The organism is Rhizobium sp. IY2 (genome assembly GCF_047532935.1).
Classification (GTDB): Bacteria; Pseudomonadota; Alphaproteobacteria; order Rhizobiales; family Rhizobiaceae; genus Rhizobium; species Rhizobium anhuiense.
The window spans coordinates 1-23,694 of the sequence record NZ_JBLKNU010000018.1 but is presented as its reverse complement, the minus strand read 5'-3'; the positions used below and the strand labels follow the sequence as shown (position 1 = coordinate 23,694).

General features: G+C 61.6%; 24 protein-coding genes and 1 tRNA gene. 13 read left to right on the top strand and 12 right to left on the bottom strand.

The window, feature by feature from the left end:
- Positions 1 to 23: 23 nt before the first annotated feature.
- The 5 genes from ACMUVN_RS31540 to ACMUVN_RS31520 all read left to right on the top strand — a co-directional run bounded on the left by ACMUVN_RS31540 (position 24) and on the right by ACMUVN_RS31520 (position 3,850).
- On the top strand, positions 24 to 200 hold the full coding sequence (locus tag ACMUVN_RS31540) for a hypothetical protein (protein WP_028756447.1): 177 nt from the start codon (positions 24 to 26) through the stop codon (positions 198 to 200).
- A 5-nt stretch (positions 201 to 205) separates the two neighbouring features.
- Positions 206 to 1,159 carry a site-specific tyrosine recombinase XerD gene (gene xerD, locus ACMUVN_RS31535; protein ID WP_063476282.1) on the top strand — a complete coding sequence of 318 codons (954 nt, stop codon included), beginning with the start codon at positions 206 to 208 and terminating at the stop codon, positions 1,157 to 1,159.
- 62 nt (positions 1,160 to 1,221) lie between these two features.
- Positions 1,222 to 2,175, top strand: coding sequence for an acetyl-CoA carboxylase carboxyltransferase subunit alpha (locus ACMUVN_RS31530; RefSeq protein WP_028756449.1), 954 nt, complete (start codon positions 1,222 to 1,224; stop codon positions 2,173 to 2,175).
- A 197-nt stretch (positions 2,176 to 2,372) separates the two neighbouring features.
- Positions 2,373 to 3,620 carry a L,D-transpeptidase family protein gene (locus ACMUVN_RS31525; RefSeq protein ID WP_097596288.1) on the top strand — a complete coding sequence of 416 codons (1,248 nt, stop codon included), beginning with the start codon at positions 2,373 to 2,375 and terminating at the stop codon, positions 3,618 to 3,620.
- A 5-nt stretch (positions 3,621 to 3,625) separates the two neighbouring features.
- Positions 3,626 to 3,850, top strand: coding sequence for a sulfurtransferase TusA family protein (locus ACMUVN_RS31520; protein ID WP_028756451.1), 225 nt, complete (start codon positions 3,626 to 3,628; stop codon positions 3,848 to 3,850).
- 47 nt (positions 3,851 to 3,897) lie between these two features.
- Here ACMUVN_RS31520 and ACMUVN_RS31515 read toward each other — a convergent pair whose 3' ends face one another.
- Positions 3,898 to 5,079: a CobW family GTP-binding protein gene (locus ACMUVN_RS31515; protein ID WP_097596287.1), complete on the bottom strand. Its 1,182-nt coding sequence runs from the start codon at positions 5,077 to 5,079 to the stop codon at positions 3,898 to 3,900.
- An 18-nt stretch (positions 5,080 to 5,097) separates the two neighbouring features.
- On the bottom strand, positions 5,098 to 6,231 hold the full coding sequence (locus ACMUVN_RS31510; RefSeq protein ID WP_097623538.1) for a D-alanyl-D-alanine carboxypeptidase family protein: 1,134 nt from the start codon (positions 6,229 to 6,231) through the stop codon (positions 5,098 to 5,100).
- A gap of 171 nt (positions 6,232 to 6,402) precedes the next feature.
- On the opposite strand from ACMUVN_RS31510, the gene ACMUVN_RS31505 reads away from it, so the two are divergent.
- The 5 genes from ACMUVN_RS31505 to eat all read left to right on the top strand — a co-directional run bounded on the left by ACMUVN_RS31505 (position 6,403) and on the right by eat (position 11,868).
- Positions 6,403 to 7,566 carry a M20 aminoacylase family protein gene (locus ACMUVN_RS31505; protein WP_028756454.1) on the top strand — a complete coding sequence of 388 codons (1,164 nt, stop codon included), beginning with the start codon at positions 6,403 to 6,405 and terminating at the stop codon, positions 7,564 to 7,566.
- Between the two features lie 54 nt (positions 7,567 to 7,620).
- Positions 7,621 to 7,697 (top strand) — tRNA-Arg (locus ACMUVN_RS31500).
- 585 nt (positions 7,698 to 8,282) lie between these two features.
- A complete protein-coding gene (locus ACMUVN_RS31495) occupies positions 8,283 to 9,731 on the top strand; it encodes an ethanolamine ammonia-lyase subunit EutB (RefSeq protein WP_097596298.1) in 1,449 nt (482 codons plus the stop codon).
- Positions 9,728 to 10,474, top strand: coding sequence for an ethanolamine ammonia-lyase subunit EutC (gene eutC, locus ACMUVN_RS31490; protein WP_063476279.1), 747 nt, complete (start codon positions 9,728 to 9,730; stop codon positions 10,472 to 10,474). Before ACMUVN_RS31495 ends, eutC begins: the two co-directional genes overlap by 4 nt.
- Positions 10,475 to 10,503: 29 nt before the next feature.
- Positions 10,504 to 11,868 carry an ethanolamine permease gene (gene eat / locus ACMUVN_RS31485; RefSeq protein ID WP_179874717.1) on the top strand — a complete coding sequence of 455 codons (1,365 nt, stop codon included), beginning with the start codon at positions 10,504 to 10,506 and terminating at the stop codon, positions 11,866 to 11,868.
- Positions 11,869 to 12,046: 178 nt separating this feature from the next.
- Here eat and ACMUVN_RS31480 read toward each other — a convergent pair whose 3' ends face one another.
- Positions 12,047 to 12,565 carry a DUF2937 family protein gene (locus tag ACMUVN_RS31480; RefSeq protein ID WP_097596285.1) on the bottom strand — a complete coding sequence of 173 codons (519 nt, stop codon included), beginning with the start codon at positions 12,563 to 12,565 and terminating at the stop codon, positions 12,047 to 12,049.
- Between the two features lie 160 nt (positions 12,566 to 12,725).
- Here ACMUVN_RS31480 and ACMUVN_RS31475 point away from each other — a divergent pair, with 160 nt between their 5' ends.
- Positions 12,726 to 12,968 carry a hypothetical protein gene (locus tag ACMUVN_RS31475; protein WP_018482748.1) on the top strand — a complete coding sequence of 81 codons (243 nt, stop codon included), beginning with the start codon at positions 12,726 to 12,728 and terminating at the stop codon, positions 12,966 to 12,968.
- A 128-nt stretch (positions 12,969 to 13,096) separates the two neighbouring features.
- Positions 13,097 to 13,249, top strand: coding sequence for a hypothetical protein (locus ACMUVN_RS31470; protein WP_164736003.1), 153 nt, complete (start codon positions 13,097 to 13,099; stop codon positions 13,247 to 13,249).
- 77 nt (positions 13,250 to 13,326) lie between these two features.
- On the opposite strand, the gene ACMUVN_RS31465 is transcribed toward ACMUVN_RS31470, so the two are convergent.
- Both ACMUVN_RS31465 and ACMUVN_RS31460 read right to left on the bottom strand, forming a co-directional pair.
- Complete coding sequence (locus ACMUVN_RS31465; RefSeq protein ID WP_028756459.1) at positions 13,327 to 13,629, bottom strand: BON domain-containing protein; 303 nt, start codon at positions 13,627 to 13,629, stop codon at positions 13,327 to 13,329.
- A 62-nt stretch (positions 13,630 to 13,691) separates the two neighbouring features.
- On the bottom strand, positions 13,692 to 14,342 hold the full coding sequence (locus ACMUVN_RS31460; protein WP_047615501.1) for a hypothetical protein: 651 nt from the start codon (positions 14,340 to 14,342) through the stop codon (positions 13,692 to 13,694).
- Between the two features lie 381 nt (positions 14,343 to 14,723).
- Between ACMUVN_RS31460 and dxr the strand changes: the two genes are divergently transcribed.
- Complete coding sequence (gene dxr, locus ACMUVN_RS31455) at positions 14,724 to 15,914, top strand: 1-deoxy-D-xylulose-5-phosphate reductoisomerase (protein WP_028756461.1); 1,191 nt, start codon at positions 14,724 to 14,726, stop codon at positions 15,912 to 15,914.
- 54 nt (positions 15,915 to 15,968) lie between these two features.
- Here the strand turns inward: dxr and ACMUVN_RS31450 are convergent, their stop codons facing one another.
- The 7 genes from ACMUVN_RS31450 to ACMUVN_RS31420 all read right to left on the bottom strand — a co-directional run.
- Positions 15,969 to 17,042 (bottom strand): ABC transporter ATP-binding protein, encoded by a 1,074-nt coding sequence (locus ACMUVN_RS31450; RefSeq protein WP_174824527.1) that lies wholly within the window; start codon positions 17,040 to 17,042, stop codon positions 15,969 to 15,971.
- A 23-nt stretch (positions 17,043 to 17,065) separates the two neighbouring features.
- Positions 17,066 to 18,988 (bottom strand): glycoside hydrolase family 127 protein, encoded by a 1,923-nt coding sequence (locus ACMUVN_RS31445; RefSeq protein WP_047615509.1) that lies wholly within the window; start codon positions 18,986 to 18,988, stop codon positions 17,066 to 17,068.
- Between the two features lie 19 nt (positions 18,989 to 19,007).
- Complete coding sequence (locus ACMUVN_RS31440; protein WP_063476273.1) at positions 19,008 to 19,871, bottom strand: carbohydrate ABC transporter permease; 864 nt, start codon at positions 19,869 to 19,871, stop codon at positions 19,008 to 19,010.
- Complete coding sequence (locus tag ACMUVN_RS31435) at positions 19,868 to 20,785, bottom strand: carbohydrate ABC transporter permease (RefSeq protein WP_028756465.1); 918 nt, start codon at positions 20,783 to 20,785, stop codon at positions 19,868 to 19,870. Before ACMUVN_RS31435 ends, ACMUVN_RS31440 begins: the two co-directional genes overlap by 4 nt.
- A gap of 73 nt (positions 20,786 to 20,858) precedes the next feature.
- Entirely contained in the window at positions 20,859 to 22,097 is a 1,239-nt protein-coding gene (locus ACMUVN_RS31430) for an ABC transporter substrate-binding protein (protein WP_063476271.1), read from the bottom strand.
- Positions 22,098 to 22,151: 54 nt separating this feature from the next.
- Positions 22,152 to 23,129 (bottom strand): LacI family DNA-binding transcriptional regulator, encoded by a 978-nt coding sequence (locus ACMUVN_RS31425; protein ID WP_063476270.1) that lies wholly within the window; start codon positions 23,127 to 23,129, stop codon positions 22,152 to 22,154.
- Between the two features lie 363 nt (positions 23,130 to 23,492).
- On the bottom strand, positions 23,493 to 23,694 hold a 202-nt coding region (locus ACMUVN_RS31420; protein WP_414815965.1), incomplete at its 5' end, for an aminotransferase class I/II-fold pyridoxal phosphate-dependent enzyme.

Below are 23,694 nucleotides of genomic sequence, written 5' to 3'. Positions count from 1 at the left end.
GCAGAGCATGAAGGAGTTGCCGGATGCCGACCCTGTTCCGTTTCCTGTTCGTCTGCGCGATCCTCGCCGGGACGGTCTACGGAGCGATGCTGGCGCTTGTGACCTTCGTGGAGCCGCAGCAGCGCGACGTGACGATCCGCATACCGTCCGAGCGGGTCAATCCGCCCGCCACGGGCGCCATCGACACGCCCAGGAAGTGACCGGCATGGTGGATCTCGGCCGCGTCCACGTGGAATCCTTCCTGGAGATGATGAGCGCCGAGCGGGGTGCCGCCGCCAATACGCTGCAATCCTATGAGCGCGACCTCGATGACGTCAGCTCCTTCCTGAACGGCCGCAGCGTGCGGCTGACCGAAGCCGCCTCCGCCGATCTCGCCGCCTATCTCTCCTCGCTCGCCCAAAAGGGCTTCAAGCCCTCTTCCCAGGCGCGCCGGCTTGCCGCCATGCGGCAATTCTACAAGTTTCTCTATGCCGAGGGCCTGAGGACCGACGACCCTACCGGCATTCTCGACGCGCCGAAGAAAGGCCGTCCGCTGCCGAAGACGATGGGCGTCGAGGAGGTCGGCAGGCTGCTTTCCCAGGCCGAGACCGAGGCGCAAGATCCGGCTCCGGGCCAGCTGCAGCGCCTGCGCATGCTGGCGCTGCTGGAGCTTCTCTATGCCACCGGCATGCGCGTCAGCGAACTCGTTTCGCTTCCTGCCCGCGTGCTCGATCAGGAAGGCCGGTTCCTGATGATCCGCGGCAAGGGCAACAAGGAGCGGCTGGTGCCGCTGTCGCAATCGGCAATCACAGCCTTGAAATCCTATGGGCGCCTGTTGGCGACCGAAAACGCCGCGGCAAAGGAGCCGCAGGAAAGCGCCTGGCTGTTTCCCGCCGCCTCGAAGGAGGGATACCTGCCGCGCCAGGTTTTCGCCCGCGACCTCAAGAACCTGGCGATCCGCGCCGGCCTGACGCCGTCACTGATCTCGCCGCATGTCATGCGCCACGCCTTTGCCAGCCACCTGCTGGCCAACGGCGCCGATCTGCGCGTCGTGCAGGAACTGCTCGGCCATTCGGACATTTCGACCACGCAGATCTACACACATGTCCTGGAAGAGAGGCTGCAGCAGCTCGTCCAGACGCATCACCCCCTTGCCAAACAGGCGAAAAAGCACGAATAGGACCGGCGACATGGGGCGGAGCCAGGAAAACGCCCCGGGCACAAGGAACGGAAACGCACCTCATGCACAATTATCTCGACTTCGAAAAGCCGATCTCCGACCTCGAAGGCAAGATCATCGAGCTGAAGAAGCTCGCAACGGAAGACGAGAGCATCGACACCACCGATGAAATCGGCAGGCTGGAGGTTCGCGTCCGTGAGGCGATCGTCGAAATCTACTCCAAGCTCAACGCCTGGCAGAAGACCCAGGTTGCCCGCCATCCGCAGCGCCCGCATTTCGTCGATTATGCCAAGACGCTGTTCCAGGAATTCACACCGCTTGCCGGCGACCGCAAGTTTTCCGAAGATGCCGCGATCCAGGCGGGCCTTGCCCGTTTCCGCGGCCAGCCGGTCGCCGTCATCGGCCAGGAAAAGGGCAACGACACCAAGAGCCGCATCAAGCACAATTTCGGCAGCCCCCGTCCGGAAGGCTACCGCAAGGCGATCCGCATCCTTGAAATGGCCGATCGTTTCGGCCTGCCGGTGATTTCGCTGGTGGATACGGCAGGCGCCTATCCCGGCGTCGGCGCCGAAGAACGCGGCCAGGCCGAGGCGATCGCCCGCTCGACGGAAATGTGCCTCGGCGTCAAGGTTCCGCTCGTTTCCGTCGTCATCGGCGAAGGCGGCTCGGGCGGCGCGATTGCCATCGCCACCGGCAACCGCGTCTATATGCTCGAGCATTCGATCTACAGCGTCATCTCGCCGGAAGGCGCCGCCTCCATCCTCTGGCGCGATTCCACCCGCGCCCGGGAAGCGGCGACCAACATGAAGATCACCGCCGAGGACCTGAAATCGCTCGGCGTCATCGACGGCATCATTTCCGAGCCGCTCGGCGGCGCGCATCGTGATCCCGACAGCGTCATTGCCGCGACCGGCGATGTGATCGCCAATGCTCTGGCCGAAATGGCGTCGCGCTCCGGCGAGCAGTTGCGCAACGATCGTCGCCAGAAATTCCTCGCCATGGGCCGCAATCTCTAACTCAACTTCGGCTCTTCACCGATTGGGGCCAAATCTTGGCCACATTGATGTTATCTGTAACTTTCGCGCTTGCGGGGATGTTCGTGGCAAGTCATAGGCTGGTAGGGATTTATAAAGTATAAGCCGCCTATGATTCCTTCCAATGCCCGGACTCCATAGGCGGGACCGGATCGCACTATCTTTATGGGCTAGTTTGGATGCGCATACGTCATTTTGCCTATATTTCCCTCATGGCGCTGGCTCTGTCCGGCTGCAATGACGCGTTGGAAACCGCGCAGGTCGATCTTTCCAAGGTCAAGAACAAGGTGGAGCAGCCGCTTCCCCCACATATCCTCACCGCCATGGCCGCCAAGGGCATGGACCGCAATTCGCCGATCATGATCCGCATCTTCAAGGAAGAAGGTGCCATGGAGATCTGGAAGGCGAAGACCGACAACCGTTTCGACAAGGTCGCCGATTACAAGATCTGCGCCTGGTCCGGCCGTCTCGGCCCGAAGGTAAAGACCGGCGACCGGCAGGCGCCGGAAGGTTTCTACGAGCTGACGCGCGCCAACCTGAACCCCAATTCGAAATATTATCTGGCTATCAACACCGGCTTCCCGAACCGCTACGACGCGGCGAACGGCCGCAGCGGCTCCGATCTGATGATCCACGGCGCCTGCTCGTCCTCCGGCTGCTATTCGATGACCGACCAGCAGGTGCTGGAGATCTACGCCTTCGCCCGCGACGCCTTCAAGGGCGGCCAGGCAACGGTGCAACTGCAGGCCTTCCCCTTCCGCATGACCGCGGAAAACATGGTCAAGCATCGCCTCGACAGCAATTACGACTTCTGGAAGATGCTGAAGGTCGGCTACGACAATTTCGAAGTCACCAAGCGCCCGCCTGAGGTGAACGTCTGCGAGAAGAAATACGTCTTCAATCAGCAGGCAACCGACGGCAGCGCCTTCAATGCCGCCGGCAAGTGCCCTGCTATGTCGACACCGCCGGCGCTGACGGCGGCCCTTGCCTCCTACGGCAAGACCTATGATGCCGACTATGCCAAGGCGATGAGCAAATATGACGGCATGGCCTGGTACGATCCCACGGAAGCCGAGCGCAAGGCCGTGGTCGCCAAGCTGCGTAAGGGCCGCGAACTCGCTTACGCCCCGACCGGCACCTCGCTGGAAGCCGGCCGCATGGTCAAGGTCGCCGAACTCGAAGACCTGATGGCCAAGCGCACCGCGCAGGGCCTTGCCGCCAAGAGCGCGCCGGGCGCCACGCCGGCAGCGCCTGCCGGGCCGCAGGCAATCTCCGCCCAGCCGCAGGAAACGGCCGTCGCTGCCGCCACACCGGCGGTCGTGCCGGTGCCGATGCAGAATCCGTTGGCCTTTACCGCGCCCGAACCGCAAGAAACGGCAGACGCCGCGGCAAAGAAGCCGTTCTGGAAATTCTGGGCGAGGAACTGAACGGCTTGAACCCCGTTCTCTACGATCTTCGCGGCCTGAAATGCCCATTCCCCGTGATCAAGACACGCAAGAAGCTTGCCGCCATGGCAAGTGGTGCACTCATTCGCGTCGACACGACAGATCCGCTTGCCGTGATCGACATGCCGCATTTCTGCAATGAGGAAGGCCACGAGCTGGTCGAGACGGAAAAGACCGAAAGCGGCCACCGCTTCCTGATCCGCAAGCGCTAAAGCGCGTCGTTATCGCAACACCGCTGCCCAGTTTTGCGCGACATGCTCTAAATTCGCATGCCGGGGATAGCGAGCGGATTGTCGGACAGCGCCACGCGGTCGGGCATGTCGATGCGCGGCTTGCCGAGGAAGGCGTCGAAGAGGTCCTTCACGAAGGCTTCCGGCAGATCCCGGGTGATCAGCACCATGCGCGTGCGCCGGTCTTCTCCCGGCCAGGCAGGCAGCCGCACCGGCGGATGGAAGATGCTCTGCACCCCATGCAGCACCAGCGGCCGATCCGGCCGGTCGGAGACCGACACGATCGCCTTCATCCTCAGAAGCTTCTCGCCATGGGCCGAACGCAGGAGATCGATGAACATGTCGAGCGCCATCGGATCGATCGGCTTCTCCTCGATGATCGAGAAAGAGCGGATCGAGGCATCGTGACGATTGACGTCGTGCGGGTCCTGATCCGCATGCCCGTGATGATGATGGTGGTGGTGCCCATGGTGATCGCCATCATGATCCTGATCGCCATCACGATTGTCATCGTGATTGTGATGATGATGCGCCTCATGCGCATCCTCGTCCTGCAGCCAGCGGCCGACATCGGCGATCTTCGTCGCCGGATCGTAAAGCCCGTTCACCAGCACTGCGGCACTGCCCGCCTCGGTACTGTCGGCATCCATCATCGCCGCCCGAGGATTGAGCGCCCGCAGGCGCTTTTCCAGCCCGGCGGTTGCCTCGGCCATCGCCTTTTTCGAGACGATCAGCCGGTCGGCGACCGCTGCCTGCTTGCGCGCTTCCTCATGATTGTCGAGCGTCTGCAGGCCATTCACGGCATCCACGACGGTCACGACGCCATCGAGTTCGAAATTTGTAGCGATGACCGGATTTCCCATGATCGCCTGCATGACGGGTGCGGGATCGGCAAGGCCCGTCGTCTCGATGACGACGCGTTTCACCGGCTTGACGCGGCCCGTCTGCACGGCGTCCATCAGGTTCGCCAGCGTATCCACCAGCTCGCCGCGCACGGTGCAGCACAGGCAGCCATCGGACAGTTCGATGATCGAATCGCCGGAGCTTTCGACCAGGAGATGGTCGATACCGACATCGCCGAATTCGTTGATGATGACGGCCGCATCCTTCATCACCGGGTCTTTGAGGATACGGTTGAGCAGCGTCGATTTGCCGGCGCCGAGAAAGCCGGTCAGGATGGTGACCGGAATCCTGTCGTTGAGCGCGCTCATGTCATTTTACCTTGAAGCTTAAAAGGATGTCGGGCGCGGCATCGGCACCGGCACGTTGGCGATCGCGCTTGCGGTATCGCCCCGCGCCATCTTTTCCGGCTGCGCGGCCGGCTGAGGGGCCTGGCCCGGAATGAGGCCGGCGAAGACGAATCGCGGATCGTGGTCCATTTCCAGGATATAGGGCGACTGCACCCTCATCCGGCCGACCTCGTCGCGCGTTTCGCTGCGCACCTTGGCGCCCTTGGCGCTGCAGATATCGGCTGTGATGTCGGTCACCTGGTCCTGTCCCGGGCCGTAGGGCCGCAGCGAACCCAGCGTGTCATTGCCGGGAAACTGCGCGGTGAATCCCTTCTGCAAAAGGTTCGCCGTCGCATCGGCGCGCGCCGCAAGACTGTCGGTGCCGAGCACGACGGAGACGAGAGTGCGGCCGTTACGCGTCGCCGAACCGATCTGGTTGAAGCCCGAGGCGCAGATGAAGCCGGTCTTCATGCCATCGGCGCCGGCGAAGCGGCCAATCAGCATGTTGAGGCTCGGTACATTCTGCTGGCCGGTGGTGAAGCCCTCCAGCGAGAAATAACCGGCATATTGCGGAAAATCGCGGCGCAACGCCACCGTCAGCACCGCGAGGTCGCGCGCCGTCGTATATTGCCCCTTGCCGGGCAGGCCGTTCGGATTGACGAAATGCGAATCCGTCATGCCGAGCTTCAGCGCCTCGCCGTTCATCCGCGTCACGAAGCCTTCCTGCGTACCGCCGATGGCTTCCGCGACCGCCACGGCGATGTCGTTGGCCGATTTCACCATCAGGATCTTCAGCGCGCTATCGAGCGTCAGCTTCTGGCCCGGCTTGAAATACATCTTGGCAGCCGGCTGCGCGGCGGCGCGCTTGCTCATGACGATCGGCGTATCGAGGCTGATCTGACCGGCGCGGATCGCGTCGAACACGGTATAGACGGTCATCAGCTTGGTCAGCGAGGCCGGATACCACTTGCGGAAGGCTTCTTCATGCTCGAGCACGCGGCCGGTCTGCACGTCGACGAGAATATGCGGATTGGCCTGGGCAAGCGGAACGAAGGCAAGAAAACTAGTTGTCGCAGCGACGATGAAGCTCAACGGTCGCAGCGCTGCAAACAAACGGAAGTGGCTCGTCGACACAGTTCGTCCTTCGGATATCAGGAAAATCTCGAAACCTTCCCCTATTTAGCCTATATGGCTATGACATGGCAAAGGTCATTGACTAAGTAATTTCCAAAAGCCTCACACCCCAGCTTCACACCCTTGTGATGCGATGAATGATTGTCGGGAATTCATAACAGGAACGCGAATATGCCGATTTTGAACAGAGCCGCGGAGTTGCAGGACGAAGTCGCCGAATGGCGCCGCCACATCCACGCCCGGCCCGAACTCCTCTTCGCGGTGGAAAACACGGCCGCCTTCGTCGCCGAAAAGCTCAAGGAATTCGGCGTCGACGAGATCGTCACCGGCATCGGCCGCACCGGCGTCGTCGGCCTGATCAAGGGCAAGGGTGAAGGCCGCCGCACGGTCGGCCTGCGCGCCGACATGGACGCCTTGCCGCTGACCGAGATCACCGGAAAACCCTGGGCCTCGAAGACGCCGGGCAAGATGCATGCCTGCGGCCATGACGGCCACACCGCCATGCTGCTCGGCGCTGCGAAATACCTGGCCGAGACGCGCAACTTCAACGGCAATGTCGCCGTCATCTTCCAGCCCGCCGAAGAAGGCGGCGGCGGCGGCAATCTGATGGTCAAGGACGGCATGATGGAGCGCTTCGCGATCGAAGAGGTCTATGGCATGCACAATCTGCCGGGCCTGCCCGTCGGCCAGTTCGCCATCCGCAAGGGCGCGATCATGGCGGCGACCGACGAATTCACCGTCACCATCAAAGGCCGCGGCGGCCACGCCGCCCAGCCGCACCGGACGATCGACCCGATCGCCATCGGCGCCCAGATCGTCGCCAACCTGCAGATGATCGCCTCACGCAGCGCCGATCCACTGCGCTCGGTGGTCGTCTCGGTGACCAAGTTCAACGCCGGTTTTGCCCATAACGTCATTCCGAACGATGCCACCTTCGCCGGGACGGTCCGCACCCTCGACCCCGAGGTGCGCACACTCGCAGAGACACGGTTCCGGCAGATCGTCGAGGGCCTGGTCGCAGCCCACGGCGCCGAGGCCGACATCAGCTTCCACCGCAATTATCCGGTTACTGTCAATCATCCCGACGAGACCGAGCATGCGGTCGCCACCGCCAGTGCCATCGCCGGTGAAGGCAATGTCAACGCCGAGATCGATCCGATGATGGGCGGCGAGGATTTCTCCTATATGCTGAACGCCCGCCCCGGCGCCTTCATCTTCATCGGCAATGGCGACAGCGCCGGCCTCCACAACCCGGCCTACGACTTCAACGACGAAGCCATCGCCCACGGCATCTCCTATTGGGTCCGCCTCGCCGAACAACGCCTCGGCGCCTAGCAACAATTAAGGCTTGGCTTCCCGCCAAGCCTTTTGTATGCATGGCATGCAAGTGGTCCCGTAGCTCAGCAGGATAGAGCACCAGATTCCTAATCTGGGGGTCGCGCGTTCGAATCGCGCCGGGATCACCAGTCAATCAGATGCTTATCTCCCTTGAAAGAACGCACGTTCCTGCGGACATGCAAGAACGCAATAATGATGTCATGAGAAACCGGCCTTTGATCGGTAATAGCCAGGCCAAGTGTCGCGCTGAAACCGCACGACCGAACTCTTCGGATGCAGAAATTGGCGATCGATTGGATTCGTTCAATTGGCTAGTTTTTCGACATCGGCGTCGATCTACGGTCAGTCAGCTCAAAATGGACGATCGCGTCTCAGCACAGACTGCCCCATCGAAAAAACACTCCGGCTAGAACCGCTGGATCAGGACGATCAACGAATATATTTGCAATCAGTGTTGAGCCGGTGGCAAATCTGCGCACATCGGAGCATGCTATCGCAAAGTGGATACAACCACGCTAGCGAATTAGCCGTCCTAAATTGAAAACAGTCTCCGCGATAACCGCGCGCAGCGTCGGCCCTGATGGTCAGCCATGCGAAGTCCTTGGCACGGCTGCCTCGGCATCCCAGCCCGTAAAGAATGGCACGCTTCTTGCGTTGTTTGGCGTAGTGCCGAGCATACTCGGCGGAAGCCCGTGAATTCCCACAACCGAAAGGTGGATGAGTTCTCGGGCATTTGGAATAGGCCGGTCGACGGCCCGGAGCAGATGACAACATATTCGATCGTTCTAGGACGCGAACGCCATGTCTTTCAGGATCTGAAATCGGTATTGGCTTGCGCTTCGCCATTGAAATCAGGTGACGTGCTGGCCGGGATCGCCGCGTCAAGCAACGAGCGGCGGGTGGCCGCCCGCTATCTGCTTGCGGATATGCCTCTCAAAACCTTCCTGGAGGATCTCGTCATCCCATACGAGATCGACGAGGTCAGCCGACTGATCGTCGACCGCCATGATTGGACGGCATTCGCGCCGATATCTCATATGACGGTCGGCGAGTTTCGCGATTGGCTTCTCTCCTATGACGCGACCGCCGAAAGACTGCTTGCCATTGCACCGGGCCTCACCCCCGAGATGGTCGCGGCGGTCTCCAAGATCATGCGCAACCATGATCTGATCACCGTCGCCGGCAAATGCAGGGTGGTCACGGCCTTTCGTTCCACGATCGGTCTGCCCGGCCGGCTGTCGAGCCGTCTTCAGCCCAATCATCCCACCGATGATCCTGAAGGTGTCGCCGGCTCGACGCTCGACGGACTTCTTTATGGGATCGGCGATGCGGTGATCGGCATCAACCCGGCTACCGACAATCTCGAGGCATGCACAAGATTGATGGTTCTTTTCGACCGGCTGCGCGAACGGTTCGATATCCCGACCCAATCCTGCGTGTTGACCCATGTCACCACGTCAATCAAGGCGATCGAGGCTGGAGCGCCGCTAGATCTGGTGTTCCAGTCAATCGCCGGCTCGGAAGCCGCCAACAGGGGTTTCGGCGTCGACCTCGCCCTCCTGAGGGAAGGCCAGCAGGCGGCACTTTCCATGAAGCGCGGCACGGTCGGCAGCAATGTCATGTATCTGGAGACCGGCCAGGGCAGCGCGCTCTCGGCCGACGCCCATCATGGTGTCGACGAACAGACGGTGGAGGCGCGGGCCTATGCCGTTGCACGTGAGCTCGATCCGTTGCTCGTCAATACGGTGGTCGGCTTCATTGGCCCCGAATACCTTTTCGACGCCAAGCAAATTATCCGCGCCGGGCTCGAAGACCATTTCTGCGGCAAACTGCTTGGCGTGCCGATGGGGGTCGACGTTTGCTACACGAACCATGCGGAAGCCGACCAGGACGATATGGACAATCTGATGGTGTTGCTGACTGTCGCGGGTGTCAGCTTTCTGATCGCGGTGCCCGGCGCCGACGACGTCATGCTCAATTATCAGAGCCTTTCCTACCACGATATTGTCGGCCTCAGGCACCAGTTCAATCGTCCGCCGGCTCCGGAGTTCGAAGCCTGGCTTCATCGCATGGGCATGCTTGATCACACGGGTCGTCTTGCGCCTGCCAGCGCCTCGGGCGCCTTCTCCCGCAATCTCTTGAGCTACAGGGCATCGGCATGACTCCCTTCGAACGAGATCCGTTTGCACGGTTCCGCAACGCCACACGCGCCCGCATTGGGCTTGGCAGAGCAGGCGACGCCTTGCCGACATCGGCAATTCTCGACTTCCAGCTTGCCCATGCCCGGGCACGGGATGCCGTGCATGGGCAAGTGGATTTTGTCGCCCTTGCCAAGCAGCTTGCTCCCGTGCCGACGATCCGGATTCGGTCTCGCGCCAAAGACCGGACGATCTATCTGGCGCGCCCGGATCTCGGCCGTCAGACCAACGCAGCCGATCTCCCGAGCCCAGGCGATCGTTATGAGATCGCCTTCATCATTGCCGACGGACTTTCGGCCTCGGCGGTCGAGCACCACGCGGTGCCGCTGTTTAACGCATGCATGAAGCGTCTCGGGGCCTTCAGCGTCGCCCCGGTGATATTGGGCGAGCAGGCCCGGGTGGCATTTGGCGATGAGGCAGCGGCGGCGTTTGGCGCGGAAGTTGCCATCGTGCTGATCGGCGAGAGGCCGGGACTAAGCGTCCCTGACAGCCTCGGCGCCTACATCACCTTCCGACCGCAATCGGGACGGCGTGACAGCGAGCGCAACTGTATTTCCAATATCCATGCCGACGGGCTCAGCTACGAGGTCGCGGCCGACAAGATCGTTTGGATCGTCCGGGAGGCGCTGCGACTGCAACTGACCGGTGTCGATCTCAAGGAAAATGCCGAAGGCGCCATAGAAGCGCTGCCACACCAAGAAGCATAAAGTTCAATCTACAAAACAGGGGAACAATCATGTCAAATTCTCAACCGACGCTCGCCAAGAGCCTGACCGGGCTGCACTTATGGGGACTTGCAGTCGGCCTCGTCATCTCCGGCGAATATTTCGGCTGGAGCTATGGCTGGGCAGCGGCCGGCACACTCGGCTTCTTGGTCACCACGATTCTGATCGCCGTCATGTACACCACCTTCATTTTCTCCTTCACGGAGTTGACGACGGCTATTCCGCATGCCGGCGGGCCATTTGCCTATGCGCTCAGGGCCTTCGGCCCGCTCGGCGGCTTCGTTGCGGGCTTTGCAACACTGGTGGAATTCGTCTTCGCCCCTCCGGCCATCGCGCTTGCGATCGGCGCCTATCTCAATGTGCAGTTCCCGGGGCTCGATCCGAAACTGGCGGCCGTCGGCGCCTATCTCATCTTCATGGCGCTCAATATCGTTGGCGTCACCATCGCCGCGACATTCGAGCTCTTCATTACCATCCTCGCCATTATTGAACTCCTGGTCTTTATGGGTGTCGTTCTGCCCGGCTTCTCCGTCGCCAACTTCGTGGCCAATGGCTGGGCTGGCGCCCCTGAATTCTCGGTCGGTGCCATTGGAGGCATCTTTGCCGCCATTCCGTTCGCCATCTGGTTCTTCCTGGCGATCGAAGGCGCGGCCATGGCTGCAGAGGAAACCAAAAACCCCACCCGCACCGTGCCGATCGCCTATATCGCAGGGATTCTCACTCTCGTATTCCTGGCTTTCGGCACGATGATCTTCGCGGGAGGTGTTGGCGACTGGCGTACGCTGTCCAACATCAACGATCCGCTGCCGCAGGCGATGAAGGCTGTCGTCGGAGAATCCTCCGGCTGGCTGCACATGCTCGTCTGGATCGGCCTGTTCGGCCTGATCGCATCGTTCCATGGCATCATCATGGGCTATTCCAGGCAGATCTTTGCGCTGGGTCGCGCAGGCTACCTGCCGGAAGTTCTCGCGAAGATTCACCCGAAATTCCGCACGCCCTACCTTGCTATCCTCGCAGGCGGCGTTGTCGGCATTGCCGCGATCTTCTCCGACAACCTGATCCAGATCGGCGGCTTGCCGCTGACTGCCAATATCGTCACGATGTCGGTGTTCGGCGCGATCATCATGTACATCGTCTCCATGGCATCGCTGTTCAAACTGCGTCGGACCGAGCCCGAGCTTGCCCGGCCGTTCAAGGCATGGGGCTATCCCGTTGTCCCGGCCATTGCCCTTGGGCTTGCCCTCGTCGCGCTGGCGGCGATGATCTACTACAACTTCCTGATCTTTTTGATCTTCCTGGCGATGGGCGCGGTAGCGTTCGGTATCTGGCGCTTGCTGTCCGGCGGCGTCGCCAAGGAAGCGGCCGCTTCCGCGTAACAAGGTTCTCCGGCCCGATCATCAAGCAGGCAACGGGACGAGCCTGTTTCGATCGATATCAACGATCCCCCCGCCGACATTTGGCGGGGGAATTCGAGCGCAAAGCCCAGCCCGCTCGCAAAATTCTTAATTTCCTCCTCGAGACAAGCTCGCACCAAGCCGCTTTCGCCGTCGTTGGTTACCGCACCTCACGATGGACCCGCCGCGTCCTCACCGCCTGCCGCGCGCCTAATCCCAGCAGCGCCGCCACGATCCAGCCACCGATAAAACCGATCGCGCCCCAGACAAGCCCGGCAAAACTGACCGGCACGCCGGGCACGAAATCGCGCCAGGTATTGGCGAAGACGACGTCATCGGCATTGCCCAGCAGCACGAAGGGCTTGGCGACGGGTGGAGCGGTGCCGAGGTGGAGCTGCTGCGACAGCAGCGTTTCGTAGCGCGTGATCGTGCTGCGCATCGAGACGCCGCGGTCGCGCAGGAAATCGTCGGGCGATTGTGCATAGGCGTTCAGCGCCTGCTGGCGATCGAGGTGATGCTCGGCCGCCTGGGCATTGAAATCCTCGACGATGACGCGCAATTCGTCGATCGCCCCGCCGATCCGCTGGCGGTATTGCTGCGCAAATTCCGGCGCCTGCGAAAACACCGTGCCGCCGGCAAGCCCGGCGACAATAGCGAAGATTCTTGCAATCGGACCCATGATCGATGCCTCCGGCTGTCCCCTGCGCTAACGATCCGCGGCCGTAAAGGTTTCTGCCTTCGACACAATCGGTAACGCTATGTGATTGAACCGGCGACGCTTCCGGCGAGTTGATGCCCTGACCAACCCAGAATGACCAACTCAGAAAGAAAGGCTCGTCATGAAACAGATTATCCTTGCCTGCACGCTCACTGCTGCATCTATCTTTTCCGCAATGCCGTCCCAGGCGGCAAGTGTGACCATCACCACGGACGACGCGCGTCCCACTTACCGCCATGCGGAACGGCCCTATTACCGCCATCACATGAGGCCGCGCCACGTCTCCCAGGATTGCTTCACCAAGACGGAAAAAATCCGCCGTCACGGCCACACGGTCGTCAAGGAAACCCGAATCTGCCGATAAGGCAAATCCCTACGGGAAAGCCCGGCTGATCTTCGCAGCCGGGCTTTTCATCTGATCTCGCCTCGATCTCGCAGATGAGGAACTTTCGCAATATCAGCCGCGTTTATTGCGAAACGGGAGTGTTCATCATGCGTATCAAGATGATTCTTTTGGCCATCGCCTATGTCGCCGTCAGCGCCGTGCTGCTGGCCATCGCCTACCAGCCGCAGGGGTCGGGCGCCATGCAGAAGACGGATCGTCTGGCCGGCTCGTCCTTCCTCGTCGAACGCTTCGCCGGTTGACCAGCTGAGCGCGGCCCTACCGGTGACGACGTGATAGTCCTCGTCCGGGATGTTTGGCCCCGGAGCGGGCTTTCGGTTTAATGCGTGCCGTCAAGTGACAATCCACCAAGCGGGCCGCCAAGCAGGATTCGGTTCTGCACCGAATGCACGCCCTCGACCGCCTTGGCGACCACGGTTGCCCGTTCGATCTCGCCGACCGTGCCGACAGTGCCGGTGAGCACGATGTGGTCGTTTTCCATCGTCACCTCGACATCAGACGCATCGATCCCGCCGGCAATCGCCAGCGCATTGGCGACATCCGCCTCAACAGATGCACGATTGGCGATTTCCGCTTCCATCTCGGGCTCGAGCCCGTGAAATGTCTGCTCCTTGAAAACCATGATCCATTCCTCCGTGAAACCTGCTTAGCAAACGCCGTTCGACGGAGTTGGTTTCAGCGCCGCTACCACTGCACGCGATAGCGGAGATTGATGCTGCCGGTCTCACCTCCCGAAAACGGATTGTTCACCGAGGCATCGAGATTGAGGTTCGGCAGGATGGCCTGGTTGACCGCCACCGTGCTCGAGAAGTCGCCGCTGGCATTGCTGACGCCTGTGCCCGCCGAAAGCGACGTTCCCGTCCAGGGATGGATCAGTTTCAGCGCCTGCGATGCCGTCACCGAGGCCTGCCTGATATCGACCGCATCAAATTGAACGCTGATGGACCGGCTCGATTGCATATCGAGCGAATCGGACAGGATCCAGCTGCGCGAGCGGCTCAGCGTCAGCGCGCCGCTGCCGCGCAGCGTATCGACGCTGACCTTCGCGCCCTGCTGCGATTGGCCCGCTGGCGTGACGGCCGTCTTTACGATCCTGCCCCAGAGCATTGCCTGTTCGGAATCGGGCAGCGGCGCGCCGCCTTTGGTCGAGGCAAGGGCTATGTCGGCGCCGGCGCTCGTTTCCCATTCCGCCGGCAGGCGAAAACCCAAGGTCGCCTTGTAGGACCGGTCCGAAAGCTTGGCCGGCGACCAGATCACCAGATCATCAGCTCTCGCTGCAACGGTGAGCGAGAGCAGGATGGCGAAAAGAATGCATGCTATTTTGAATGTCGTCATGAAGTTAAGAACGTTTTGACCTGACACGGGGCCGCCGTGCCGAAACCGACGCAACAGCGGACATGAAGCGCTCGCAGCCGAACGCGATGGGGGATCACGGCAAGCCGTCCATCCCGGTTTCATCCTCGATTTAATGTTGGCCGAAAAGGCCGGCGGCACGCGTGCCAGTTCTTCGATGGACGCCGCAGCGCCCCGAATTGCCATGCGACCGTGACCGGCCGCAGCGGAATCGCGATTCCGCCAGCAATGTTAGAAGGATCACATCTACCTGCGGCTCTGTAAACCCCTTATGGGCTGAAATCTGCTGCACCGCACACTTGCCGCCCCTTCCAAACCCTAGTAGAGCCTGAGCCTACGAGAGAAATTTTCGCGAAATTTCACATGATGACCGGCAAAAGCGCGCCGCGGCGCCTCAGCATCTTCGGTTCGACGGGTTCGATCGGCCAGAATACACTCAATGTCGTCGAGCACCTGGGCGGACGGGAGAATTTCGAAATCTCCGTGCTGACCGGCAACGGCAATATAGAATTGCTGGCCCGACAGGCGAAATCATCCGGCGCGCGGCTGGCGGTAACGGCAAACGACCGGCACTACGAATCACTGAAAAGCGAACTTTCCGGCAGCGGCATCGCCGTCGCCTCGGGAAAATCCGGCCTGATGGAAGCGGCTGAGCGCGAAGCCGACTGGGTGATGGCGGCAATCGTCGGCACCGCAGGCCTGGCGCCGACGCTTGCAGCTGCGCGCCGCGGCGCCGATATCGCCCTTGCCAACAAGGAATGCCTGGTATCGGCGGGCGATCTCTTTATCGCAGCCGTTCGCCAGGGCGGCGGCAGGCTGCTTCCTGTCGACAGCGAGCACAATGCCATCTTCCAGGTGTTGGAGGAAACCCAGCGCCACGCGGTCGAGCGCGTCATCCTGACGGCGTCGGGTGGTCCCTTCCGCACCGCCTCGCTGCGGCAGATGGCCGATGTGACGGTGGAAAGCGCGCGCGCCCACCCGAACTGGTCGATGGGGTTGAAGATCTCGATCGACAGCGCCTCGATGTTCAACAAGGCGCTGGAGATGATCGAAGCTCGACACCTTTTCGGTCTCAGGCCCGAACAGATCGAAGTCATCCTCCATCCGCAATCGATCATCCATTCCATGGTCGGCTATACGGATGGGTCGGTGCTGGCGCAACTCGGCGCACCGGATATGCGCACCGCCATCGGTTATGCCCTGTCCTTTCCGCGCCGGCCGAACCTGCCGATCGAGCGGCTGGATTTCGCCAAGCTCGCCAGGCTGGATTTCGAGGCGCCGGATGAGGTGCGGTTTCCCGCGTTGCGGCTGGCGCGCCTGGCGATGACGCGCGGCGGCGTTCAGGGTGCGGTGCTGAACGGCGCCAAGGAAGTGGCGCTTGAAGCCTTCATCGAGGGGCGGCTGCCCTTCCTTGCCATGGCCGAGATCACCGAGAGGGTCATGGACGATCTCGCCGGCCTGCCGCCGGCTGCCGGCATGGACGATGTCTTCGCCGCCGACAGGCAGGCCCGGCAGAGAGCGGCGGAGCTCATGACACCGGCGATCGCCGTGTGAAATGCCCACGGGCCGTTCGCCGAGAGGCCGCCCGCTTATCCCTGGCGGCCGCCATTACCGCAACCGGTTGCCGCCCTCGTCGAACAATCTGCAATCCGACGGTTCGAACAGCAGGCTCACCTGCTCACCCGCTGCGATGCTGACCGGTGACCGATGCTCGACGGTGAGCGACTGGCCATCGGCAAGCTGGCAATAGAGATATTGCGTTCCGCCGAGATACTCCGAAAAATCGACCCTGGCCGTCAGGCTGCCCGAAAGGTCGGATGCCACCTTCAGATGCTCCGGCCGCAGGCCGAGCGTCACCGCGGCGCCAACCGGCCTGTCTGCCGGCGGCAAGCCGCTGCCGATGCGCCGGCCTGCGACTTCGACCAGACCACCCTCACCCCAGCGGGCGTTCAAAAGGTTCATCCGAGGCGAGCCGATGAAGCCCGCGACGAAGGTATTCGAGGGATTTTCGTAGATTTCCCGGGGCGTCCCGGCCTGTTCGACACGGCCATCGCGCAGCACGACGATCTTGTCGGCGAGCGTCATCGCCTCGGTCTGGTCGTGCGTGACATAGATCATCGTGTTGCCGAGTTCGCGGTGAAGGCGGGCGATCTCGATGCGCATCGAAACGCGCAGTTCCGCATCGAGATTGGACAGCGGTTCGTCGAACAGGAAGACATCGGGCTTGCGCACGATCGCACGGCCGATCGCCACGCGCTGCCGCTGACCGCCGGAAAGCTGTCCCGGCCGCCGGTCGAGAAGATGATCGATCTTCAGGATCGCGGACGCGGCCTTGACACGCGTCTCTATCTCGGCGGCTTGCGTGCGCGCCATCTTCAAGCCGAAGGCCAGATTCTCCCGCACGCTCATATGCGGATAGAGCGCGTAGGACTGGAAGACCATGGCGATGCCGCGCTCGGATGGATCGAGATCGGTGACAACACGTCCCTTGATTTCGACCTCCCCGTCGGTCACGTCTTCCAAGCCGGCGATCATGCGAAGAAGCGTCGATTTTCCGCAGCCGGACGGCCCGACGAAGACGACGAATTCGCCCTCGGCGATCGTCAGGTCGATGCCGTGAACCACCTGCAGACTGCCATAGCTTTTTCGCACGTCCTGGAGCACGACGCTCTTGTTACCCATATCCTTCGTCATCCCCAAACGGCCTATTTGTCCGACTGGACCCAGACGAGCATCTCTCCGGGCGCGCGGTTGTCCCAGAGATGATAGGGCACGAAACGCGCGGTGGCGACCTGCCTTTCGGCCGGCGCTTTGCGGTAGAGCGGCGTTCCCCAATTCGATGTTTCCTCGCGCTCGACCTGGAGATCGAGGGCGACGGCATCGTTGAGATCCTTCAGCACCACGGTTTCGGCGGCCGGAAGCTCGCGGGGCAGAACGATGGCGTTGAGGTCTTCGCCATTGTCTGTGGTTTCGACGCAATAGACGAGCGGGCCGCGCATCAATGCGACCCGGCCGGCATCCTGACGCACCTTCGGATTGGCATATTGCGGGCGAAGCGAAAGCGGCAGGTAGAGGGCGACACGATCGCCGTCGGCCCATTCACGATCGATCCTGATATATCCGTCCTGCATATTGGCGTTGAGATCGAGCATCGTTCCGTTGATGCTGAGGGTGGCGCCCTCCGCCCAGTCCGGGATGCGCAGCGACAGCGCGAAGCGCGCCGGCCTCTCCAGCCGGGTGGTAAAGGCGACCGCGCCCTCCCACGGGTAGTTGGTCACCTGCTCGAGCTCCACGTTGGCGCCGTTGGCAAGCTTCAGCCGCGCGGTGCTCTCGCCATAGAGATGCACGGCGATCTCGTTGTCGGCAACGGCGTACATATAGGAGCCGATCGAGGTCACCAGCCGGGCAATGTTGGGCGGGCAGCAGGGGCAATGGTGCCACTTCCAGCGGTGGTGCTTGCCGGCACTTTCGAGCGGATTGTCATAGAAGAACGTCTTGCCGTCGGTCGAAAGCCCCGGCAGCGCGCCGTTGTAAAGCGCCTGCTCCATGATATCGGCATAGCGCCGATCCGGACCGCGGCCGAGCATTCGGCTTGCCCAGAACACCAGGCCGACCGAAGCGCAGGTCTCGGCATAGGCGGTGGCATTGGGCAGGTCGTAATAGTCGGTGAAGCCTTCGTTGGAGGCTGCCGGGCCGATGCCGCCGGTAATGTACATCTGCTTGGTGGTCAGATCGTCCCAGAGCGTTTCCAGCGCCGCCGTCAGGCTGTCGTCCTTGTATTCGGTGGCGATGTCGGCCATGCCCGAATAGAGGTACATGGCGCGCACCGCATGGCCGACGACCTTCGTCTGCGCACGCACCGGCTGGTGCGCCTGCGCATATTCATAGGTCTTCTGGTGGTATTCGGAGACATTGCGGCCGTCGCGGCTTGCCTCGGCGGTGAAGAAATGCGGCTCGGTGCCGCGTTCGTCGATGAAATATTTCGACAGGTCGAGATATTTCTTCTCGCCGGTCACGCGGGCGAGCTTGACCAGTGCCAGCTCGACTTCCTCATGGCCGCAATAGCCTGATATCTGGCCTTCGCCGTGGCCAAAAATCTTGATCATGTAATCGGCATAGCGGCACATGATGTCGAGCAGCTTGCGTTTGCCGGTCGCCTGGTAATAGGCGACCGCGGCTTCCATGAGATGGCCGGCGCAATAGAGCTCATGATGGTCGCGCAGATTGGTCCAGCGGCGGTTCGGTTCGACGCGCTGGAACCAGGCGTTCAGATAACCGTCCTCGTCCTGCAGTTTCTCATACATGTCGATGATTTCGTCGGCGCGCGCCTCGAGCTTCGGGTTCGGCCGGCGATAAAGCGAATAGGCGATGGTCTCGATCGACTTGCCGAGGTCGGAATCCCAGAACATCTGCGTCGTCCCGCCCCAAGGCTGAATGGGAATGACGACCCCGGGGCTCGGCTGGCTGACATCGATCGCCTTGAGCATGCCGGCCTCGACGCAGCGGTCGAGCAGGGTCTCGGCGGTGGAATTGCAGACGGCGTCCTGCCATTTGCCCCAGAAGCCGCCGAGCTCGACATCGGGAACGGCGACGGGACGAAACTGGCGATCGTTGCTTGCTTTGGTCATGGCTCCACTTTCTCTCAAATCATTTCACCGCGCCGGCCATCAGCCCGCGCATGTAGTAGCGTTGCAAAAGCAGGAAGACGATCAGGCAGGGGATCGTCATGACGACGACACCGGCTTGGACCGCTCCCCAGTTGATGGCGCCGAGCCGTCCGGCGCGAACCGCCGTCATCAGCACCGGCAGGGTGTATTTCTCATTGCTGGAGAGCAGCACGAGCGCCGCGAGAAACTCGTTCCAGGCGTTGAGGAAAGCAAAGATCGCGACCGTCGCCACACCGGGAAGCACCAGCGGCAGAAGAACCCGGACCAAGAGCCTGAGGTCGCGTGCGCCGTCGATGCGCGCCGCCTCTTCGATCTCCTTCGGCACGGCGTCGAAGGCGTTGCGCATCATGAAGACCGAGAAGGGCAGTTGCAGCGTCACATAGACGAGCGTCAGCCCAAGCAGCGAATTGTTGAGGCCGAGCTTTGCCAGGATGATGAAGAGCGGCGTCAAGATCGATTGGAACGGGATCATCAGCGTCGCGATGATCAACACGAAGAGCGCATTCTTCATCGGGAACCGGTAGCGCGAGAAGCCGTAGCCGGCGAGCAGGCTGACGGCGACGGTGAGCACCACGGTGGCGACCGAAACGAACAGCGAATTGATCATGTGCCGCCATATGCCGGCGCCGAACGTATCGAGCAGCGCATAGGAATCGATGCTGACGCCGGAGGTCGGCCACGGCGGCAAGGGCGGCAGGCTGGCCTCCGTGCCATGTCGGAAGGACGACAAGAGCGTGATCGCGAAAGGGGCGAGAAAGAAGATCGATATGGCGATGCCGGTCAGGTGATAGACCGATTTCGTCCGGATCGCCTTGCGCGTGCGGCGCTCTTTTGAGGTGGTCATGGACGCTCCTCCCCGACGCGAAGCAGCCAGAGCTGCACGATGCTGATCGCCACCAGGATGGCGAGAAGCACGATCGAGAGTGCTGCGCCATAACCGAGATTGAACGACACGAAGGACTGATTGAAGATGTAGTAGACCACCGAGATCATCTTGTTCTGCGGTCCGCCTGCGGTCATGATGTAGAACTGGTCGAAGGCGAGGATCGAACCGGTGACGGAGACGATCAGCGCCAGCGCGATCGTCTTGCGCATCAGCGGCAAGGTCAGATGCCTGAACCGCTGCCAGCGGCCGGCGCCGTCGATGCGGGCGGCCTCCGTCAGCTCGGACGGAATGGCCTGGAGCCCGGTTAGAAGAATGATCATGGTGAAGCCCGCGATCTTCCAGACGACCATCACCACAACAGTCAGAAAGGCGGTGTCGAAGGTCGCGAGAAGATTGGGGCTCTTTTCCAGAAGACCGAGCGCCTTCAAGGCGGGACCGATGAAGCCGCTATCGACATTGGCAAGCCAGACCCAAAGCAGCGAGGCCGTGGCAAGGCCGACCACGACGGGCAGGAAGATGATCGTGCGGTAGGCGCTGACGAACTGCCGTTCCTTTTCGACGAAGATCGCCAGCGGAAAGGCGATCGCGAAGATCGCGACAGTGACGATCACCGTATAATAGGCCGTGAAATTCAGCGCCGTCATGAAGCGGCTGTCGTTGGCCATGCGAACGTAATTGTTGAAGCCGATCCAGCGCGACGCCCCCATCAGCGGCCAGTTGTGAAGGCTCATCCATCCAGTGAAGAGAACCGGCATGATGAAGAAGACGATGACCAGCGCCATAGCAGGCGCGATGTAGACGAGGCCGCGCCAGTTCGATTTGCGCCGTCGTCTGCGTCGAGGCAACAGGATCTCCGAACCGAAACCGGTCATCAAACGCTCCGCATCTGTCAATTGAAATTGGCCGGGAAGCTGCCACCGCTCCCCGGCCGCGGCCGAGGGAGAGTTATTGGCCGCTATCGATGATCGATTGCATTTCCGACTGGGCGCTCGAAAACGCGCCGTCGACGTCCTCGCCGAAGATCGCGGCGTTGGTGAAGCTTGCCCAAGGCCCGTTGGCGCTGTTGATCAGATCGTTGAACTGCAGCGTATAGGGCGTCTTGGCGACGGCGATCGCCTTCAAGCCAACCTGCATGCGCGGGTCGAGACCCTCCAGCACCTTGTCGGCGATATCACCGCGCGTCGGCAGGCTGCCATATTTCGCCATGATCTTCTGGCCGTCCATCGAATAGACGTATTCGAGGAACTCCTTCACCGCATCGATCTTCTTCGTGCCCTTGGTGATGACGAAATTGTCGCCGCCGGCAAAGGACGAAGGCTTGCCGTCGACACCGGGAATGAGGGTCACGCCGAAGTTGATATCGGGATGTTCGGTCACCAGCGTGCCGATGGCAAAGGCGCCGAGGCTTTGCTGTCCGATCTTGCCGTTGGTGAAGGTCAGGAAGTTGGCGCCGTTGTCGCTGGCAGCACCCGCCGGCACGAGGTCCTTCTTGACCATGTTGCGGTAGATATCGACCGCCTTGCGCATCTGAGGCGTATCCAGCGTCGCCGTCTTGCTGTCGGCCGACAGGATATCGACGCCGGCGCCCCAGACCAGCGGCGTGAAGGTGAAGATCATGCAGCCGCCGCAGCCGCCGCCGGAGAAATAGAAGCCGTAGGTATCGTCACCCAGCGCCCGGATCTTCTCGGCATTGGCGGTGATTTCGTCCCAATTCACCGGTGCTTTCTCCGGGTCGAGACCGGCCTTCTTGTAGAGGTCCTTGTTCCAGGCAAAGACCGAGGTTTCGACCGAAAGCGGCAGGCCGTAGATCCGATCCTGATAGGTGCCGAGGCGAACATGCGACGGCGAAAGCGAATTGAAATAGGGAAGCGACTTCGCCCAGTCCGTCAGGTCTTCCAGCTGGCCGGCCGCGGCAAAGGCAGGGTTATAAATCAGATCCATCGACAGGGCGTCCGGCGCCTGTCCGCCGGCGATCGCCGTCGCATATTTCTGCACCAACTCGGAGAACGGCACCTCGGTCATCACGACCTTGTTCTCGTGACCGGAATTATAGGCTTCGACGACCTTCTTGAAGGCATCGCCGATCCCCGAGCGAACCCACATCTCGACATTTTCGGCAGCCGACGCGGCCGATACCAGACATAGGGTAGCGATGCTGGTCGCCACCAATAAACGCTTGATCATGACACTCCTCCCGATATGGCGCATCTCCCTGCGCCTTTGCTCATTCCCTTGTTCTCATTCCGTGGAAGCTTTGCTCCCGCATGACTGCCGGACGATCAGCCGGCAGGGCAATTTCCTCACGCCCGGCTCGACAGGCCGTCCTTCCGCGAGCGCCAGCACCGTCAATCCGGCCTGCCGTCCGAGTTCCTTCAATTCCATGTCCACCGTCGTCAGCGGCGGCCGCGTCTGGGCCGCGACAATCTCCCAATTGTCGAAGCCGATGACCGAGACGTCCTGCGGCACCTTGACGCCGCGCTCGCGCAACGCATCCACAGCGCCGCGGGCGATCTGGTCATTGCCGCAGAAGAGCGCATCCGGTTTTTCTCCCGGCCTCTTCCACAGCTGTTCGACCGCGTCATGGCCCCAGCTTTCCGACCAGACGCCGTAGAGCACCGGTTCGCGGTGACCGGCCACCTCGTGATAGGCGCCGGCGCGTTCCCGCACCGAGAAGAAGTCCTCCGGCCCGGTGATATGGGCAATCCGCCGCCGCCCGATCTTCACGAGCCATTCCACCGCCAGCCGCGCACCCTGCTCGTCGTCCGACCGGAAGGTAACGCTGTTCTGCGTCCCCTCCGTGAAGGCGTAGACAACAGGCACATGCAAATTCGACAGATCGACGGGCAGGCGCCGATCCAGGCGCTTCCCCGTCGCGATGATGCCGTCGACCTGTTTGTCCAACATCGCATCGACATGGATCTGCGCAAGGGCCGGATCGTCTTCGATGGCGCACAGGAAGACCGAAACGCCGTGATCGACGAGCGCGTCCGAAATACCCGCCATGACAGGCAGCGTGAAACGGCCGTAGGTATCGTTCGTCAGCAGCCCGACGGTGAAACTGCGCTTGCTGAGAAGACCTCTTGCCAGCGCATTCGGCCGGTAGCCGATTTCGGCGGCGATCCGCTTCACCCGTTCACGCGTTTCCGACCCCATCCGGCCGGTATCGTTGAGCGCTTTCGACGCCGTCGAGATGCTCACCGCGGCAGCCGCCGCCACCTCGTGGATGGTAATCCTGCCCCTTTTTCCTCCCGATATGTTCAGACCTTCCTCCTTCTGAAGTGAGCTGAGAAAAGCTTTTACCAACTCGCATGTCAAGTGAGAAAAGGTTTTCTCTTTCCCGCCGAGCGTCCAGTCAGCAAGTGCAGTGGCGGAATAATAGGGATGGCGCGAGCAAGACCGGGCGCGCATCGGCGGGGCCGGATTGCCGGATGATGTAAGGGTTGGAGGAAATGCGATGGAGCTGGATCGCCCTGTCCTTGCGAAGACAGGTTTGTTGCTGCGCCTGATGATCGCCGAAACAGGCCGCTGTCAGCGCCTCCAATGGAGGCGCCGCGTTACGGCCGAACGATCATCGAAAGATCAGGCTACGTGCCTTGCGAGTGCACAGCGCGACCAGAGCGAATGCAGCGCCTCGACCAGATGGGCGATATCGGCATCGGAATGCAGCGGGGTCGGCGTGATGCGCAGCCGCTCGGTCTTCTTCGGCACCGTGGGGTAGTTGATCGGCTGGACGTAGACGCCGCAATTGTCGAGCAGCAGATCGGAGATCCACTTGCACTTG

What these genes read in the sequence shown, in the direction of transcription:
- ACMUVN_RS31440 (WP_063476273.1), bottom strand. Translation starts at nt 19,871, where the DNA reads ATGACCACCTCAAAAGAGCGCCGCACGCGCAAGGCGATCCGGACGAAA.
- dxr (WP_028756461.1), top strand. Translation starts at nt 14,724, where the DNA reads ATGATGACCGGCAAAAGCGCGCCGCGGCGCCTCAGCATCTTCGGTTCG.
- ACMUVN_RS31505 (WP_028756454.1), top strand. Translation starts at nt 6,403, where the DNA reads ATGCCGATTTTGAACAGAGCCGCGGAGTTGCAGGACGAAGTCGCCGAA.
- ACMUVN_RS31470 (WP_164736003.1), top strand. Translation starts at nt 13,097, where the DNA reads ATGCGTATCAAGATGATTCTTTTGGCCATCGCCTATGTCGCCGTCAGC.
- ACMUVN_RS31480 (WP_097596285.1), bottom strand. Translation starts at nt 12,565, where the DNA reads ATGGGTCCGATTGCAAGAATCTTCGCTATTGTCGCCGGGCTTGCCGGC.
- ACMUVN_RS31540 (WP_028756447.1), top strand. Translation starts at nt 24, where the DNA reads ATGCCGACCCTGTTCCGTTTCCTGTTCGTCTGCGCGATCCTCGCCGGG.
- eat (WP_179874717.1), top strand. Translation starts at nt 10,504, where the DNA reads ATGTCAAATTCTCAACCGACGCTCGCCAAGAGCCTGACCGGGCTGCAC.
- ACMUVN_RS31515 (WP_097596287.1), bottom strand. Translation starts at nt 5,079, where the DNA reads ATGAGCGCGCTCAACGACAGGATTCCGGTCACCATCCTGACCGGCTTT.
- ACMUVN_RS31445 (WP_047615509.1), bottom strand. Translation starts at nt 18,988, where the DNA reads ATGACCAAAGCAAGCAACGATCGCCAGTTTCGTCCCGTCGCCGTTCCC.
- ACMUVN_RS31430 (WP_063476271.1), bottom strand. Translation starts at nt 22,097, where the DNA reads ATGATCAAGCGTTTATTGGTGGCGACCAGCATCGCTACCCTATGTCTG.
- ACMUVN_RS31475 (WP_018482748.1), top strand. Translation starts at nt 12,726, where the DNA reads ATGAAACAGATTATCCTTGCCTGCACGCTCACTGCTGCATCTATCTTT.
- ACMUVN_RS31525 (WP_097596288.1), top strand. Translation starts at nt 2,373, where the DNA reads ATGCGCATACGTCATTTTGCCTATATTTCCCTCATGGCGCTGGCTCTG.
- ACMUVN_RS31465 (WP_028756459.1), bottom strand. Translation starts at nt 13,629, where the DNA reads ATGGTTTTCAAGGAGCAGACATTTCACGGGCTCGAGCCCGAGATGGAA.
- xerD (WP_063476282.1), top strand. Translation starts at nt 206, where the DNA reads ATGGTGGATCTCGGCCGCGTCCACGTGGAATCCTTCCTGGAGATGATG.
- ACMUVN_RS31435 (WP_028756465.1), bottom strand. Translation starts at nt 20,785, where the DNA reads ATGACCGGTTTCGGTTCGGAGATCCTGTTGCCTCGACGCAGACGACGG.
- ACMUVN_RS31450 (WP_174824527.1), bottom strand. Translation starts at nt 17,042, where the DNA reads ATGGGTAACAAGAGCGTCGTGCTCCAGGACGTGCGAAAAAGCTATGGC.
- ACMUVN_RS31530 (WP_028756449.1), top strand. Translation starts at nt 1,222, where the DNA reads ATGCACAATTATCTCGACTTCGAAAAGCCGATCTCCGACCTCGAAGGC.
- eutC (WP_063476279.1), top strand. Translation starts at nt 9,728, where the DNA reads ATGACTCCCTTCGAACGAGATCCGTTTGCACGGTTCCGCAACGCCACA.
- ACMUVN_RS31460 (WP_047615501.1), bottom strand. Translation starts at nt 14,342, where the DNA reads ATGACGACATTCAAAATAGCATGCATTCTTTTCGCCATCCTGCTCTCG.